11 protein-coding genes and 1 pseudogene are annotated in these 15,789 nt (G+C 72.6%); 4 read left to right on the top strand and 8 right to left on the bottom strand.

All coding sequences use genetic code 11. From position 1 onward, the window contains the following. Positions 1-172: 172 nt before the first annotated feature. Entirely contained in the window at positions 173-1,468 is a 1,296-nt protein-coding gene (locus ACFQSB_RS05655; RefSeq protein ID WP_380824684.1) for a cytochrome P450 family protein, read from the bottom strand. Positions 1,469-1,652: 184 nt separating this feature from the next. Next, complete coding sequence (locus tag ACFQSB_RS05650) at positions 1,653-4,115, bottom strand: GcvT family protein (protein WP_380824682.1); 2,463 nt, start codon at positions 4,113-4,115, stop codon at positions 1,653-1,655. 71 nt (positions 4,116-4,186) lie between these two features. Between ACFQSB_RS05650 and ACFQSB_RS05645 the strand changes: the two genes are divergently transcribed. Together ACFQSB_RS05645 and ACFQSB_RS05640 are read left to right on the top strand one after the other, a co-directional pair. Further along, positions 4,187-5,350 (top strand): phosphotransferase, encoded by a 1,164-nt coding sequence (locus ACFQSB_RS05645; RefSeq protein ID WP_380824680.1) that lies wholly within the window; start codon positions 4,187-4,189, stop codon positions 5,348-5,350. Between the two features lie 104 nt (positions 5,351-5,454). After that, a complete protein-coding gene (locus tag ACFQSB_RS05640; protein ID WP_380824679.1) occupies positions 5,455-7,005 on the top strand; it encodes an amino acid permease in 1,551 nt (516 codons plus the stop codon). 154 nt (positions 7,006-7,159) lie between these two features. Here ACFQSB_RS05640 and lipB read toward each other — a convergent pair whose 3' ends face one another. Continuing rightward, positions 7,160-7,819, bottom strand: coding sequence for a lipoyl(octanoyl) transferase LipB (gene lipB, locus ACFQSB_RS05635; RefSeq protein ID WP_380824677.1), 660 nt, complete (start codon positions 7,817-7,819; stop codon positions 7,160-7,162). 136 nt (positions 7,820-7,955) lie between these two features. Continuing rightward, entirely contained in the window at positions 7,956-8,162 is a 207-nt protein-coding gene (locus ACFQSB_RS05630; RefSeq protein WP_354838193.1) for a PspC domain-containing protein, read from the bottom strand. A gap of 147 nt (positions 8,163-8,309) precedes the next feature. Between ACFQSB_RS05630 and ACFQSB_RS05625 the strand changes: the two genes are divergently transcribed. Beyond that, on the top strand, positions 8,310-8,888 hold the full coding sequence (locus ACFQSB_RS05625; protein WP_354838191.1) for an LURP-one-related/scramblase family protein: 579 nt from the start codon (positions 8,310-8,312) through the stop codon (positions 8,886-8,888). A gap of 206 nt (positions 8,889-9,094) precedes the next feature. Here the strand turns inward: ACFQSB_RS05625 and ACFQSB_RS05620 are convergent. Continuing rightward, a pseudogene (locus ACFQSB_RS05620) lies at positions 9,095-10,287 on the bottom strand (RNA-guided endonuclease InsQ/TnpB family protein); the annotation flags it as partial. 149 nt (positions 10,288-10,436) lie between these two features. Between ACFQSB_RS05620 and hrpB the strand changes: the two are divergent. Beyond that, entirely contained in the window at positions 10,437-12,968 is a 2,532-nt protein-coding gene (gene hrpB, locus ACFQSB_RS05615; RefSeq protein WP_380824675.1) for an ATP-dependent helicase HrpB, read from the top strand. A 298-nt stretch (positions 12,969-13,266) separates the two neighbouring features. On the opposite strand, the gene ACFQSB_RS05610 is transcribed toward hrpB, so the two are convergent. Genes ACFQSB_RS05610 through ACFQSB_RS05600 form a run of 3 tightly spaced genes read right to left on the bottom strand, consistent with a single transcriptional unit; the run spans position 13,267 to position 15,785 of the window. After that, on the bottom strand, positions 13,267-14,136 hold the full coding sequence (locus tag ACFQSB_RS05610; RefSeq protein ID WP_354838183.1) for an aldehyde dehydrogenase family protein: 870 nt from the start codon (positions 14,134-14,136) through the stop codon (positions 13,267-13,269). Next, the gene (locus ACFQSB_RS05605) at positions 14,129-14,338 is read right to left on the bottom strand and encodes a hypothetical protein (RefSeq protein ID WP_354838181.1); all 210 of its coding nucleotides are present in this window, start codon (positions 14,336-14,338) and stop codon (positions 14,129-14,131) included. The genes ACFQSB_RS05610 and ACFQSB_RS05605 overlap by 8 nt, the downstream gene beginning before the upstream one ends. Then, a complete protein-coding gene (locus tag ACFQSB_RS05600) occupies positions 14,331-15,785 on the bottom strand; it encodes an aldehyde dehydrogenase family protein (RefSeq protein ID WP_380824674.1) in 1,455 nt (484 codons plus the stop codon). Before ACFQSB_RS05600 ends, ACFQSB_RS05605 begins: the two co-directional genes overlap by 8 nt. Between the last annotated feature and the right edge of the window lie 4 nt (positions 15,786-15,789).

The following is a 15,789-nucleotide window of genomic DNA, read 5'->3' as shown; positions in this document are numbered from 1 at the left end:
AGCAGGATGTCCGGCACGGTCAAACGAGGAGCGGGAAGCGGGCGCGGCCGAACGAAGCCAGATGATCGGCCGGAGCCGGGAAGTCGGCGCGGTCAGACCGGCGCCCGGTGGCCGGTGCAGTCCGACCGGATCCGGGGAGCCGGCGTGGTCGGAGCGAATCCGGGTGTCGGCGTCAGAGGTGGAGGGGGAGGCGGGCCAGGCGCCAGGAGCCGGGCATGGGCTGGCGTTCCAGATCTTCGGCCGCGACGGCCAGGGCCATGCCGGGGAAGCGCCGCAGCAGCCCCGCGAAGGCCACCTCGGCCTCCTGGCGGGCGAGCGCCGCGCCGAGGCAGTAGTGCAGGCCGTGCCCGAACCCCACGTGGGTCTCCCTGCGCCCGTCCGGCTCGCGGGTGACGTCGAGCCGCTCGGGGTCGTCGAACACGCGGGGGTCGTAGTTGCCCCCGACCAGCACCGCCATCACCGCCTCCCCCTTGCGCACCGGCATGCCGCCGATCTCGACGTCCTCGGCGGCGTACCGCAGGCGGGTGCCCTGCACCGGCCCGCACCAGCGCATCAGCTCGTGCACGGCGCGCGGCATGAGCCCCGGGTCGCCGCGCAGCAGGGCGAGCTGCTCGGGGTGGGTGAGCAGGGCGGCGACGCCGTTGCCGATCAGGTGGGCGGTGGTCTCGTGACCCGCCAGGACCAGGGTCAGCACGAGGGTGACCATCTCGGTGTCGCCGAGCCGGTCGCCGCCCTCGTCGTGGGTGCGGATCAGGCCGGTCAGCAGGTCCGCGGTCGGCGCGGCGCGGCGCCGTTCGATCAGGGTGTGGATGTGCTCCACCATGTCCCGCAGGGCGCCGGCCATGCCGCCCGCCTCCAGGGCCACCAGGGCCTTGCCCCATTCGCGCCACTGCGGGCGGTCCTGTTCGGGGATGCCCACCAGTTCGCAGATGACGGTGATCGGCAGCGGGTAGGCGAAGTGTTCCATCAGGTCCACCGCCCCGTGCCGCCCGAGGCCCTCCAGCCGGTCGAGGAGGGACTCGGTGATCTCCTGGACGCGCGGACGCAGTTCCAGGACCCGGCGCGCGGTGAAGGTGCGCGACACCAGCCTGCGCAGCCGCAGGTGGTCGGCTCCGTCGGCGTCCAGGACGCTGTCCAGGATGTACGGCGCGTACTCCTCGGGGATTCCCCGCGCGGCGAGTTCGCGCTCGCGGATGTCGCCGACGTCCATGCCGGGCACGTTCGCCGGATCGTTCACGAAGCGCGGGTCGCCGAGGACGGTCTTGACGTCGGCGTACCGGGTGACCAGCCAGATCGGCGTGCCGCGCCCGAAGAACGTCCCCCGGACGAGCGGGGCCCGCTCGCGCAGCCGCGCGTAGCCGCGGAAGGGGTCGCGCATGAGCTCGAAGTCCATCAGGTCGACGGCGTCCCCCGCCCCGGCGGACGTGCCGGGATTGCCGGACGTGCGGGGGTGTGCGGGAGTGCCCATGCTCGCCTCCTGGAGCGTCGGGTGAGGTCGCGCCGTGTGCCCCTCCTCGTCGGACGCTCGGCGCTCGCCGGCCGCCACCGGAACGCGACACCGCGGAATCAGGAGGACCGCGTACAGGTATGCGCGGTAGGAATGATTTTCAACCCTGCCGCACCGCAACTGTGGAACGGTTGTGAAGCGGCCCTTACGCTCCGGGAAGGTGACGGACTCGGCTGTTGCCCGGGTCGTAGAGCGGCTCGGCCGCGATTTCGGCCGGCACCCACCCGCCGTTCACCCCCACCTCGACCACGCCGGGCGGCGCGGCGTCCGGCCCTTCCTCGCCGACCGGCAGGTAGGCGTACGCGATCGAGCGGTCGACCCGGTGGCCGTAGCCGCCGCTGGTCACCCGGGAGGCGGGCACGCCGTCCACGCGCACCGGCTCGCCGCCCAGGCAGACCTGCCGCGGGTCGGCGAGCACCAGGCAGCGCAGCGAACGCCGCGGGGCGGTGAGGGCGTCGCGCCCGACGAAGTCCTTGCCCGCCGCGACGGCGAAGCCGAGACCGGCCTCCAGCGGCGTGGTCTCCGGCGTGATGTCCAGCCCCCAGACGCGGTACCCCTTCTCCAGCCGCAGGCAGTCGAGCGCCCGGTAGCCGGCCGGGCGCACGCCGTGCGGCGCGCCCGCCTCCATAAGGGCGTCCCACAGGGTCAGGCCGTACTCGGTGGGGCAGTAGAGCTCCCAGCCGAACTCGCCGGCGAAGGTCACCCGCTGGGCCAGCACCGGCACGTTGGCCACGCTGATCTCGCGCGCCCGCATGTAGCCGAAGGTCAGGTCGTCGTCGCTGAGCTCGCCGAGCACCTCCAGAGCCTTCGGACCCCACAGGCAGTAGCAGGCGTGGGCCGAGGTGACGTCCCGCACGTCGAGCCCGTGGCGGCGCAGCCAGGCGGCGTCGTGCACGCCGAACGCGGTGCCGGTGACCATGCGGAAGCGGTCGGCGGCCAGGCGGGTGACGGTCACGTCCGCCTCGATGCCCCCGCGCTCGTTGAGCAGCTGGGTGTAGACCACCGAGCCGACGGGGCGGTCGAGGTCGTTGGCGCACAGGCGTTGCAGGCCGGCCAGCCCGGTGATCTCCAGTTTGGCGAAGGAGGTCTGGTCGAACAGCGCGGCGGCGTCGCGGGCGGCCAGGCACTCGGCCCTGATGGCCGGCGACCAGAACCTCCCCGCCCATCCGGCCGGCCGGAAGTCCTCCCCGCCGCCGTCGCCGTCCCCGGCCGCGACGGCGGCGCCCGTGGACGCGGAAGCGGGGGCAGGGGCGGCGAACCAGTTCACCCGCTCCCAGCCGGCCTTCTCGCCGAACTCTGCGCCCAGCGCGAGGTGGCGCGGGTAGGCGGGAGAACGGCGCAGCGGGCGCGCGGCCGTGCGCTCCTCGCCGGGATAGACCACGTCGTAGTACTTGCTGTAGGAGTCCAGCGCCTTCGCGCGGGCCCACCGCGCGCCGCGGGCGTGCGCGCCGAACCGGCGCACGTCCATGCCGAAGACGTCGTACTCCGGCGTGCCGTCCACGATCCACTCGGCCATGACCTTGCCCACGCCGCCCGCCGCCGCCAGGCCGTGGACGCAGAATCCGGCCGCGACCCACAGGCCGGCGACCGCGGTCTCGCCGAGCAGGAACTCCCCGTCCGGGGTGAACGCCTCGGGCCCGTGCACCACCTTGGCGAAGTCCGCCGCGTCCTGCCCGCCCGTCTCGCCCAAGCCGGGGAGCCTGCGCCGGGCCGACTCCCACGATTCGGCGAACTTGCCCATGTCGGGCTCGAACAGCGTCCGGGGCTCGGACAGCGGCTCGGCGGCCTGCCAGACCTGCGGGGTGCGGATGTAGCCGCCGACGAGGATGCCGCCGTCCTCCTCACGGAAGTACACGATGTTGTCCGGGTCGCGCACGGTGGGCGTCGAGGCCGGGACGCCGAACGGCCGGGTGACGACGTACTGGTGCTTGATCGGCACGATGGGGATGTCGGCCCCGGCCAGCCGGCCGAGCCGCCCGGCCGCCGCGCCGGCCGCGTTGACGACGGTCCCGGTGGCGATGACGTGCTCGCCGGCCCGGACGCCGCGCACGCGCCCGTCCCGCACGTCGAAGCCGGTCACCTGGACGCCGGTCACGATGCGCGCTCCGAGCTTCTCGGCGCCGGCGGCGAGGGCGCGGCCGAGGCTGGCCGGGTCCAGCCAGCCGTCCCCTGGCAGCCACAGGGCCGCGCGCACGTCCCCGACCTCCATCAGCGGGAGCATGTCGCGGGCCTCGCGGGCCGAGACGAGGTCCATGTCGAGCCCGTAGGTCTCGGCGGCGCCGGCCTGGCGCAGCAGTTCCTCGTGCCGCTCGGCGGTCGTGGCCAGCCGCAGCCCGCCCACGCCGTGCCAGCCGGGGTCGAGCCCGGTCAGCTCGCGCAGCTCCGGGTACAGCCCCGCCGAGTACATGATCATGCGAGTCTGGGTGACCGTGGAGCGAAGCTGGCCGACGAATCCCGCCGAATGCCAGGTGGTGCCTTCCGTCAGCCCGTGCTGTTCGAGCAGGATGACATCCGTCCAGCCGAGTCGTGCCAGGTGGTAGGCGACGCTGCACCCGGCGACGCCGCCGCCGACGACCACGGCCTGCGCCTCGGCGGGAAGTTCCACCATCGATACCCCCGTGTAACGACCGGCCCGCAGAATCGGATCAATGGTCTGAAGGTAGACCAAAGGAGGCCCGCGTGCCAGACCTCGGCTCGGCACTCGAACTCGTCGCGGCCTGGGCGGGCCGGCCGGTCATCCCTACCCCGATCAAGGGCGGGTTGAGCCACCACATCGTCCGCGTCGACACCGAGGCCGGCGACCGCTGGCTGCTGCGCGTCCTGGACCCGCGCGTCTCCGCCGCCGGGCTGGGCATCCCCCTCGACCTGGAGATCGTCAACACGGTCCGGGCCGCCCAGGCGGGAGTGGGGGCCAAGGTGCTGCTGCGCCTGCCCGGCGCGGTCCTGCTGGAGTACATCGACGGCGCCACGCTCGACGCCGCCGCCGTGCGCGACCCGAAGATGACCGAGAGCATCGCCCTGGCCTGCCGCCGCCTGCACGCCGGGCCGCGCTTCGCCACCGACTTCTCGATCTTCCGCAAGCTCGACGAGCTACTGTCGCTGTGCCGCGGCCACGCGCTGCGCATCCCGGAGGGGTACGAAGACCGGCTGCCCGCCATCGCGGCGATCGAGGCCGCCATGGCCGCGCGGCCGGCGCCCACCGTGCCCTGCCACAACGACCTGCTGCCGGAGAATTTCATCTTCGACGGCTCGGCGGTCCGCATCGTGGACTACCAGCTGTCGGGCAACAACGACCCGGCGTTCGAGCTGGGCGACATCGCGGCGGAGGCCGATTACGACCCCGAGATGGCCGGGCGGTTGACGCGGGCCTACTTCGGGGACGAGGATCCCGCGGCAAGAGTCCGGCTCTACCTGCTCATGTCCAACTTCACCTGGACGCTGTGGTTCAGCGTCCACCACGGCCTGCTCGCCGAGCATGCCGCGGCGGCCGACTTCGACTATGAGGCCGAGGCCGCCGACAAGTACGCCCAGGCCGTCCGCGATCTCGACGATCCGGGGTTCGGCCGGCTCCTCGACGACGTCCGAGGCGGGCGACGCCCGGCGGGAGGCGCGGTGCCGCCCTCCGCCCCGCCGTCCGCGCATCCTTCACCGGCCCCTCCTCCTCCCACCGCCCCGCCTCCGGCTTCTTCCACCGCCCCGCCTCCGGCCCCCATCTCCGACCCGTCCCCGGGAAACACCACCACCGGCCCGTCCCCGGCCCCCTCCACCGGCCCGTCCTCAGCGCCCTCCACCGGCCCGCCCCACGGAAACGCCCCCGGAGGGCGGGACCCGCGGGCCGGCTGACCCGCCCGACCTCCCGGCGGTCGCCCGACCTCCCGGCGGTTCCCTCGCAGTACGCACCCCCCGCACCGCACCATGGCACCACCCGCGCCACCAAGGAGGCCTCGATGGCCCAGCCCACCCTCGACGACGACGCCAAACGCCTCGCCGAACTCGGATACAAGCAGGAGCTCTCGCGATCGTGGAGCGGCTTCTCCAACTTCGCGATCTCCTTCTCGATCATCTCCATCCTGGCCGGATGCTTCACCACCTTCAGCCAGGCGTGGAACAACGGCGGGCCGATCGCCATCTCCGTCGGCTGGCCGCTGATCTCGGCGTTCATCCTCATCATCGGCTTTTGCATGTCCGAGCTGGTCTCGGCCTACCCGACGGCCGGCGGCATCTACTGGTGGGCCGCCAAGCTGGGCCGTCCCGTGCACGGCTGGTTCACCGGCTGGCTGAACCTGATCGGCCTCATCGCGGTCACCGCCTCGGTGGACTACGGCTGCGCGACGTTCCTCAACATCACCATCGGCCGGTTCAGCGACGGCTGGGCGAAGGGCGACCCGCTGCACCAGACGTTCCTGCTGTTCGCGATCGTCCTGGTGCTGCACGCGCTGATCAACATCTTCAGCCACCGGCTGATCTCACTGCTGCAGAACATCTCGGTGTGGTGGCACGTGTTCGGCGCGGCCGTCGTCGTGCTGATCCTGATCTTCGGGCCGTCGGAGCACCAGAGCGTCGGCTTCCTGTTCGAGCGGTTCAACAACTCCGGCTTCGGCTCGGGCGCGTCGGGGCCGACGTTCTGGCTGTACGTGTTGCCGCTGGGCTTCCTGCTCACCCAGTACACGATCACCGGTTTCGACGCCTGCGCCCACGTGTCGGAGGAGACGCACGGCGCGGCCACCTCCGCCGCGAAGGGCCTGTGGAAGTCGATCTTCTACTCGGCCATCGGCGGATGGGTGCTGCTGCTGGCCTTCCTGTTCGCGGCCACCGACGTGGACGCCGTCAACAAGGAGGCCGGCTTCGTCGGGGCGATCTTCACCTCGTCGCTCACGCCGAGCCTGGCCACGGTGATCTTCGGCATCTCGACCATCGGCCAGTTCTTCTGCGGCATGAGCTGCGTGACCTCGATGTCCCGGATGACCTACGCGTTCTCCCGCGACGGCGCGGTGCCCGGATGGCGTCTGTGGTCGCGCGTCGACCGCAACAGGACGCCGGTGAACGCGATCATCGCCGGGTGCGCCGTCGCCCTGCTGATCACTCTGCCGGCGCTGTACGCCCCCGCCGGCACCACCACCCCGGTGGCCTTCCTGGCCGTGGTGTCCATCGCGGTGATCGGGCTGTACCTGGCCTTCCTCATCCCGATCTGGCTGCGGCTGCGGATGGGCGCCGCCTTCCGCCCCGGGCCGTGGACGCTGGGCGGCAAGTACAAGGTGCTCGGCTGGATCGCGGTCATCGAGATCATCGTGATCTCGGTGTACTTCGTCCTGCCGATCAGCCCGGCCGGCGTGCCGGGGTCGGCGGACTTCACCTGGACGTCGGTCAACTACGCGCCGATCGCCGTCGGGGCCGTGCTGCTCGGCATCGCCCTGTGGTGGACGCTGTCCGCGCGCCACTGGTTCACCGGCCCGCGCCGCAACGTCGACGAGCTCCCCATGGACGAGCCCGTCGGCTGACCCGCGGACGCGAGCCGGCCGCTCCTGGTGGCCTTCTCGCCGGCGCCGCGCCGGCGAGAAGGCCACCGGCGCACGCCGCGCCGTCCCATGGCTCGGCGCACGCCGCGCCGTCCCATGGCGGGAAACCCGGCCCGTGGTCCGCGCCGACGACCTCTCAGGAAGCGGACGCCTCGTAGGCCTCGGCGACCACACGGCGCACCTGGTCCATGGACGGCGGCTCGGACAGTTCACGCGCCAGCGAGGTCATGTCGACGTCGGGCATGCCGCACGGGATGGCGTAGTGCCACGGGTCGAGGTCGCCGTCGACGTTCAACGCGAAGCCGTGGCTGGTGACGCCCCGGCTCGCGCGCATGCCGATGGAGACGACCTTGCGGCCGGTGCCGCGCGTCCAGACGCCGGTGAGCAGCTCCGACCCCGGCGGGGTCTGGCGGCGCTCGGCCAGCAGGCCGAGCTTCTCCAGCGCCTCGACCATGCGCAGCTCCACCTCGCGGACGTAGTCCACGACGCCCTCGTCCGGGCGGAGCCGGACGATCAGGTAACCGACGAGCTGCCCCGGCCCGTGGTAGGTCAGCTGGCCCCCGCGGCCGGTGAGGACGACGGGGATGCCGTGCGAGGGATCGGGCAGGTGCTCGGCGGCGGTGCGCTTGGTCGCCGTGAACACCTGCGGGTGGCTGAGCAGCCACAGGGTGTCGGGCGACTCGTCGCGCTGCCGCGCGGCGACCAGGTCGCTCATGCGGTCCATGGCCTGCTCGTAGTCGACGAGGTCGTCGTCCACCAGGGTCAGCGGCCGCGCACGTACGCTTCGTTCGCTCACGGCTCCGAGCATACGTCCCATGAAAGGATGACAAACCGCCCACGCGTCGTCGCGGGACGGCCCCGCCCCCGCGACCGGCCGCCGCCGGCCGCGAGCCCAGGGACGACGGGCCCGTGGACCACGGGCCCGCGCGGCGTCAGTGCCGGTAGGCGGCCGCCGAGTCGTAGGCCGCCGGGGCCTTCGGCACGAAGGCCCACATGATGAGGTAGATGACGAACTGCGGGCCCGGCAGGATGCAGGACAGGATGAACAGCAGGCGCACCATGGTGGGCGGCCAGCCCCACTTCTCGGCGATGCCACCGCAGACACCAGCGATGATCTTGTACCTTCTCGAGCGATACATTAAGACTCCTCCCCCGTTCCGTTGTCTTGACCAACGAACGAGACTCCTGCCCCGTTCCGGAGTGGACATTCGTCATCACCCGCCCACGTACGCCGCCGGAAGGCCGACAAGCCTTAGGGTGGCAATCCCCTGACTATGGAGAACAACGTGGACCTCCCCACTCTGCAGGCACAGCGCCGCCTGCTCGTCCGGCAGAAGATCACCATGATGGTGAACCGCTATGTGGTCCACATAGAGCAGCCCGACGGCTCCGAGGGGCCGATGGTGGCGTTCGCCGAGCAGAAGCGCCTGGCGTTCAAGGAGCAGGTGACCCTCTACACCGACGAGTCGCGCCAGTACGTGCTCGCCGGGTTCAAGGCCCGCAAGGTGCTCGATCTGGGCAGCGGGTACGACGTCGTGGACCACGCCGGCCAGCCGATCGGCTATTTCCGCAAGGAGTTCGGCGCGTCGCTGCTGCGCTCCACGTGGCACTTCCAGCAGCCGGGCATGCCGACGTTCACCGGGCAGGAGCGCAATGTGCTGGTCAGCATCCTGCGCCGGTTCGTCGACTCGCTGTCGTGGCTGCCGTACCACTTCGACTTCGGCGCCGGGGCGCAGATCGCCTTCTCGGTGGACCGCAAGTACGGCCTGCGCGACCGCTACATCGTGGACATCCAGGATCCCCGGCTCGACCGGCGAGTGATCATCGCGATGGCCGTCGCCCTGGACGCGCTCCAGGCCCGATGACGCCCGGCGACGCCCAGACGGTCCACCCCCCGATGAGCATGGCCCGGTACGAGATCAGGCGGTAGACCGCCACCACGGCCGCGGCCACACCGGCCCTTCCCGCGCCGACGACGGTCGCGGCCCACCGGCCGGTGCCCGGCACTCCGCCGGGTGCGGCAAGCTCGGTACTTGACCTCGTCCCCCTCCTGAAGGAGGGGGACTCCCACGGTCGCCCGTGAGGTTTCCTGCTTCACTGCCGGTCGCCCGCCCGAGAGGACTCTCGTTGAGGTCTTACACCGGCTCCACAGGCGTTTCAGCTCTCCGCCAGCCCGGCGGCGAGCACGTTCTTGGCCGCGTTGACGTCCCGGTCGTGGACCGCGCCGCAAGCACAGTCCCACTCCCGGACATTCAGCGGCATCGCCTGTTGCAGGGTTCCGCAGGCCGAGCACAGCTTGGAGGAGGGGAACCACCGGTCCACCACCACCAGTGTGCGCCCGTACCAGGCCGCCTTGTACTCCAGCATGCCCCGCAACTCCCGCCAGGAGGCATCGCTGATGGCGCGCGCCAGCGAACGGTTTTTGACCATGGTGCGGACGGTCAGGTCTTCCACGGCGATCACTTGATTCTCGCGAACAAGCCGTGTGGTCACCTTGTGCAGATGATCCCGGCGCCGGTCGGCGATCCGGGCATACACCCTCGCCACCCGAAGTCGGGCCTTGGCCCGGTTGCTGGATCCCTTCTGTTTCCGGGAGAGCCCGCGCTGGGCACGGGCCAGTTTGCGCCGGTCGGCCCGCTCGTGACGCGGGTTGACGATCTTCTCCCCGGTGGACAGCGTCGCCAGCGCGGTGATGCCGGCGTCCACGCCCACCGACGCCTCCATCGAGGGCAGCGGCGTGATCTTCTCCTCCACCAGGATGGACACGAACCACCGCCCCGCCGCATCCCGGCAGACCGTGACCGTGGACGGCTTGGCCCCTTGCGGCAGCGGGCGCGACCACACGATCTCCAACGGCGCGTCCATCTTGGCCAGCGTCAACCGCCCGTCGCGCCAGCAGAACGCCGAACGGGTGTACTCAGCCGACAGCCGCGACTTCTTGCGGGACTTGAACGTCGGGTACTTGGCCCGTTTGGCGAAGAAGTTCGCGAACGCCGCCTGCAGGTGGCGCAGGGCCTGCTGCAACGGCACCGACGACACCTGCGACAAAAAGTCGTACTCGTCGCTGCGTTTCCACTCGGTCAGGCGCGCCGAGGACTCCACATAGGAGACACCGCGGCCTTCCTGGGTGTAGGTGCGGGTGCGTTCCTCGAGGGCTTTGTTGTAGACCAGGCGCACGCACCCGAACGTCCGCGTGAGCTGTTCGGCCTGGTCGGCGGTGGGGTAGAAGCGGTACTTGTAGGCCCGCTTCACGATCTGCGCCACGCCGCACACCTTACCGCGTCACCAGCCAACAATCGCGCGTTTGTTCGATACGGGGGTTCGCCTCACGGCGAACTCCCTACCCCTGTCCTGCTCCGCAGGGGTCCGATTCCTCCCCCGCCTGAAGGCGGAGGTCTCCTCGGAGGTCTTCGATGACCGTGGAGGAGTCGCGCGCGGGCGACCTGCCCGTGCGCGAGGCGCTGCCCGAACTGCGCGCCGCGCTGGAACGGGCCGGCGGCGCCGTGCTGGCCGCCCCGCCCGGCACAGGCAAGACGACCCTGGTGCCGCTGGCCCTGGCCGGCCTGTACTCCGGCGGCCCGCCGCGCCGGGTGGTCGTGGCCGAGCCCCGGCGCGTCGCGACCCGCGCGGCGGCCCGGCGCATGGCCTGGGTGCTCGGCTCGCGGGTCGGCGAGGAGGTCGGCTTCACCGTACGCGGCGAGCACCGGCCCGGCCGGCGGGTCCAGGTGATGACGACCGGCGTGCTGCTGCAACGGCTCCAGCGCGACCCCGATCTGGACGGGGTCGACGCCGTGCTCGTCGACGAGTGCCACGAGCGCCACCTGGACGCCGACACCGCGCTGGCGTTCCTGCTCGACGTCCGGGCGACCCTGCGGCCGGACCTTCGGCTGCTGGCCGCCTCCGCGACCGCCGACACCTCTCCCTGGTCGCGGCTGCTCGGGGACGTCCCCGTGGTCCGTGCCTCCGGCACCGCGCACCCGGTGCGGGTGGTGTGGGCCCCGCCGCCGCGTCCGGCCGCCCCGCCGCACGGCATGCGGGTGGACCCGGCCCTGCTCGCCCACGTGGCCGGGGTGGTCCGGCGGGCCCTCGACGAGCGGGAGGGCGACGTGCTGTGCTTCCTGCCCGGCGTCGGGGAGATCGGACGGGTGGCGTCCGCGCTGGCCGGCCTGCCCGCCGAGATCGACGTGCTGCGGGCCCACGGCAGGGCGGAGGAACTGGACGCGATCCTGTCGCCCGGACCGCGCAGGCGGGTGATCCTGGCCACCTCCGTGGCCGAGTCCAGCCTGACCGTCCCGGGAGTCCGGGTGGTGGTGGACGCCGGGCTGGCCCGCGAACCGCGCACCGACCACGGCCGCGGCCTGGGCTCGCTCACCACCGTGCGCGTCTCCCGGGCCTCCGCCGAGCAACGCGCCGGGCGCGCGGGCCGCGAGGCACCGGGCACGGTCTACCGGTGCTGGACCGAGGCCGAGCACGAGCGGCTTCCCGAGCAGGCCCAGCCCGAGATCGCCCTGGCCGACCTGACGGCGTTCGCGCTCCAGGCCGCCTGCTGGGGCACGCCGGACGCCTCCGGGCTCGCGCTGCTCGACCCGCCACCGGCCGCGTCCATGGCCGCCGCGCTGCGCACGCTCCACGCGCTCGGCGCGCTCGAGGACGGGCGGGTCACCGGGCGCGGCCGGCGGATGGCCGGGGTGGGCGTCCATCCGCGGCTCGCCCGCGCCTTGCTCGACGGCCCGCCGCGTGCCGCCGAAGTCGTCGCGCTGCTGTCGGAGGAGCTTCCCCGCACGGCCACCGACGACCTGGTGGCGCTGTGGCGCGACGCCCGCCGCGACGGGTCGCCCGCCTGGCGTAAGGAGACCCGCCGCCTCACCCAGGCCGCCCAGACCGCCGTCTACGACACGGTGGCCGGCCCCGATGCCGCGGACACGGCGGCAGGCGCGGGGACGGCGAACGACACGGCGGCCGGCGCGGCAACCCAACGGCAGGCGGTCACGCGCGGCGACGCCGGGGACGACGCGGTGGCCGGGCTGGTGGTGGCGCTGGCCTATCCCGAGCGGGTGGCGCGTCGCCGGGGCGGCGGGTACCTCATGGTGTCGGGCACGGCCGCGACGCTGCCCCGCGACTCCCGGCTGGCCTCGGCGGAGTGGCTGGCCATCGCGGTCGCCGACCGTCCCACCGGCTCGCCCTCGGCACGGGTGGGACAGGCCGTGGTCATCGACGAGGACGTCGCCCGGCGGGCCGCGGCGCCGTTCCACCGCGTCGAGGAGGAGATCGGGTGGGACGGCGAGGTGGTGGCGCGCCTGGTCGAACGGCTGGGCGCCGTCGAACTGTCGTCCACGCCGTTGCCGGCCGCCCGCGCCGGCGAGGCGATCATGGCGGGCCTGCGCGCCGAGGGGCTGTCGCTGATGCGCTGGACCCCGGAGGCCGTGGCGCTGCGCGACCGCATGGCCTTCTGCCACCGGGTCCTCGGCGACCCCTGGCCGGACGTCTCCGACGCCGCCCTGATCGAGGCGGCCCCGGTCTGGCTCGACCTCCCGCGCCTGCGCCGCCGCTCCGACCTGGCGCGGGTCGACATGGCGGCGGCGCTCAAGCGGCTGCTGCCCTGGCAGCTGCGGCTCGAGGAGGTCGCCCCCGAGCGGATCACCGTGCCGAGCGGCTCCCGCGTCCGCGTGGACTACTCGGGGGACCAGCCGGTGCTGGCCGCCAAGCTCCAGGAACTGTTCGGCTGGCAGGCCGCGCCCCGGATCGCCGGGGTCCCGCTGGTGGTCCACCTGCTCTCTCCGGCCGGACGGCCCGCCGCCGTCACCGCCGACCTGGCCTCCTTCTGGCGGGAGGGCTACCGCGCCGTCCGCGCCGAACTACGCGGCCGCTACCCCCGCCACCCCTGGCCCGAGGACCCCGGCTCAGCCACCCCCACCCGCCACACCAACCGCCGAGCCCCCGGCTGACCGGACGACCGAGACCGGCCCGGCCGGGCGCCGTAACCGGCGCCGGCATCGCCGTATCACGATCCACCGCCCCGGCGCCGATCACCTCCAGCCCATGGCAGGGAGGAACCGGCCGGGTGAAGATTCGCGCCCGACGCACATGTGCGGCCACCGCATGAGTGTGCCGCGCCGAAAGGTTCCAGCACAGGACACCAGATCTCAGGCTCACCGGTCGGAAACGGGAGCCGAAGGCGGGATGTGCTGTGAAGAGGGCGGCGCGACGACCCTGGTGTGCGGGGGCCGTCGCGCCGCGGTGGGGTCAGACTCCGATGGGGTGCCAGACGGTCTTGGTCTCCAGGAAGGCCGTCATGCGGTCTGTGCCGGGGTCGGCGAGCCAGTCGGTCTTGCCGGCCGGGCGCAGCACCCGCTTGAGGTTCTCGGCCGCGGCCTGCTGGCAGGACACCGCCAGCTCCTCCGGGCAGCCGGTGAGGTCCACGGCGTTGACGTCCATATGTGACGCCAGCCACGGGGCCATCTCGGCGAGCCTGCCGGTCAGCAGGTTCACCACCCCGCCCGGCAGGTCGGAGGTCGCCAGCACCTCCGCCAGCGTGATCGCCGGCAGCGGCGCGCGCTCGGAGGCCACCACCACGCAGGTGTTGCCCGTGACGATCACCGGGGCGATGACCGACACCAGACCGAGCAGCGGGCCCTCCCCCGGCGCCATGACCGCGACGACGCCGGTCGGCTCGGAGGTGGACAGGTTGAAGTAGGGCCCGGCGACCGGGTTGGCCGCCCCCTGGACGGCGCCGATCTTGTCCGACCAGCCCGCGTACCAGACCAGCCGGTCGACGGCGGCGTCCACCAGCTCGCCGGCCTTGCGCGCCGACACCCCGTCGGCGGTCGTCACCTCCTCGACGAACTGCGCCCGGCGCCCCTCCATCATCTCGGCGATGCGGTAGAGGATCTGCCCCCGGTTGTAGGGCGTGGCGCCGGACCAGCCGGGGAACGCCTTGCGGGCCGAGGTCACCGCGTCGCGGGCGTCCTTGCGCGAGGCCAGGGCGGCGTTGGCGAGGAAGTCGCCCTTGGAGGAGGTCACGGCGTAGGACCTTCCGCTCTCCGAACGCGGGAACGCCCCGCCGATGTACAGCTTGTACGTCTTGCGCACGGCGAGCCTGCCCGGCTCAGTCATCGCCTCTCCAGGTGATCTCTTCCGGCGAGAGCCGCGCCGTCAGGATCACCTGGCGGCAGCGGCTCACCCCGCAACGATGGGCGAACCAGCCCTGGCGGGCGGTCGTGGCCGTAAGGCCGGAACGGGCGTGGGCGTGCCCGCGGGTGATCTGCGCCCGGCGGGCCCGGCGGGGCGCCCGGCGGTGCTCACAGGGGTCAGACATCGAGGTAGGCCTCCAGTCCGTGCCGCCCGCCCTCGCGTCCGTATCCGGACTCCTTGTAGCCGCCGAACGGCGATGCCGGGTCGAAGCGGTTGAAGGTGTTGGCCCACACGACCCCGGCGCGGAGCTTGTCGGCCATCCACAGGATGCGCGACCCCTTCTCGGTCCACACCCCCGCGGACAGCCCGTAGGGGGTGTTGTTGGCCTTCTCGACCGCCTCCGCGGGCGTGCGGAAGGTGAGGACCGACAGCACCGGGCCGAAGATCTCCTCGCGGGCGATGCGGTGCGACTGGGCGACCCCGGTGAACAGCGTGGGCGGGAACCAGAAGCCCTTGTCGGGGATCGGGCAGGGCGGCGACCAGCGCTCGGCGCCCTCCTGCTCGCCCGCCTCGCTGAGCGTCTTGATCCTGTCGAGCTGCGCCGCGGAGTTGATCGCGCCGATGTCGGTGTTCTTGTCCAGCGGGTCGCCGAGCCGCAGCGTGCCCAGGCGACGCTTGAGCGCCGCGAGCAGCTCCTCCTGGATCGACTCCTGGACCAGCAGCCGCGAGCCCGCGCAGCACACGTGGCCCTGGTTGAAGAAGATGCCGTTGACGATGCCCTCGACGGCCTGGTCGAGCGCGGCGTCGTCGAAGACGATGTTGGCGGCCTTCCCGCCGAGCTCGAGCGTCAGCTTCTTGCCCGTCCCGGCGACCGAGCGGGCGATCTGGCGGCCGACCTCGGTGGAGCCGGTGAAGGCGACCTTGTTCACGTCCGGGTGGGAGACCAGCGCCTGCCCGGTCGCCCCCGCCCCGGTGACGATGTTGACCACGCCGGGCGGCAGGTCGGCCTGGCGGCAGATCTCGGCGAACGCCAGCGCGGTGAGCGGCGTCGTCTCGGCCGGCTTGAGCACGACGGTGTTCCCGCAGGCCAGCGCGGGCGCGATCTTCCAGGCCAGCATGAGCAGCGGGAAGTTCCACGGGATGACCTGCGCGGCGACCCCGAGCGGCCGAGGGTCGGCGAAGCCGCCGTCGGGCGTCCTGCGGGCCAGCCCGGCGTAGGACAGCTTGTCGGCCCACCCGGCGTAGTAGAAGAAGTGCGCCGCGACCAGGGGAAGGTCGACGTCGCGCGACTCGCGGATCGGCTTGCCGTTGTCCAGGGACTCCAGCACGGCCAGCTCGCGGGCGCGCTCCTGGATGATGCGGGCGATGCGGAACAGGTACTTGGCGCGCTCGCGGCCGGGGAGCCGCCCCCAGACCGACTCGTAGGCCTTGCGCGCCGCGGAGACCGCCCGGTCGACGTCGGCGCCTGCGGCGAGGGCGAACTCCGACAGGACCTCTTCGGTGGCCGGGTTGACGGTCTTGTCGCGCGCGTCCCCCAGCGAGTCGACCCACTCCCCATTGATGAACAGGCCATAGGACGGCCGGATGTCGACGATGTCGCGCGACTCGGGCGCCGGTGCGTATTCGAACATGGGG

The sequence above is a fragment of the Sphaerisporangium rhizosphaerae genome (genome assembly GCF_042665155.1).
In the GTDB taxonomy this organism is placed as follows: domain Bacteria; phylum Actinomycetota; class Actinomycetes; order Streptosporangiales; family Streptosporangiaceae; genus Sphaerisporangium; species Sphaerisporangium rhizosphaerae.
The sequence above is the reverse complement of the archived record's forward strand: the minus strand, read 5'-3'. Positions and strand labels throughout refer to the sequence as shown.

Bases quoted from the DNA above. Each gene is read 5' to 3' on its own strand.
- ACFQSB_RS05650 (WP_380824682.1), bottom strand. From the start codon at position 4,115: ATGGTGGAACTTCCCGCCGAGGCGCAGGCCGTGGTCGTCGGCGGCGGC.
- ACFQSB_RS05655 (WP_380824684.1), bottom strand. From the start codon at position 1,468: ATGGGCACTCCCGCACACCCCCGCACGTCCGGCAATCCCGGCACGTCC.
- ACFQSB_RS05610 (WP_354838183.1), bottom strand. From the start codon at position 14,136: ATGACTGAGCCGGGCAGGCTCGCCGTGCGCAAGACGTACAAGCTGTAC.
- ACFQSB_RS05605 (WP_354838181.1), bottom strand. From the start codon at position 14,338: ATGTCTGACCCCTGTGAGCACCGCCGGGCGCCCCGCCGGGCCCGCCGG.
- hrpB (WP_380824675.1), top strand. From the start codon at position 10,437: ATGACCGTGGAGGAGTCGCGCGCGGGCGACCTGCCCGTGCGCGAGGCG.
- ACFQSB_RS05600 (WP_380824674.1), bottom strand. From the start codon at position 15,785: ATGTTCGAATACGCACCGGCGCCCGAGTCGCGCGACATCGTCGACATC.
- ACFQSB_RS05630 (WP_354838193.1), bottom strand. From the start codon at position 8,162: ATGTATCGCTCGAGAAGGTACAAGATCATCGCTGGTGTCTGCGGTGGC.
- ACFQSB_RS05640 (WP_380824679.1), top strand. From the start codon at position 5,455: ATGGCCCAGCCCACCCTCGACGACGACGCCAAACGCCTCGCCGAACTC.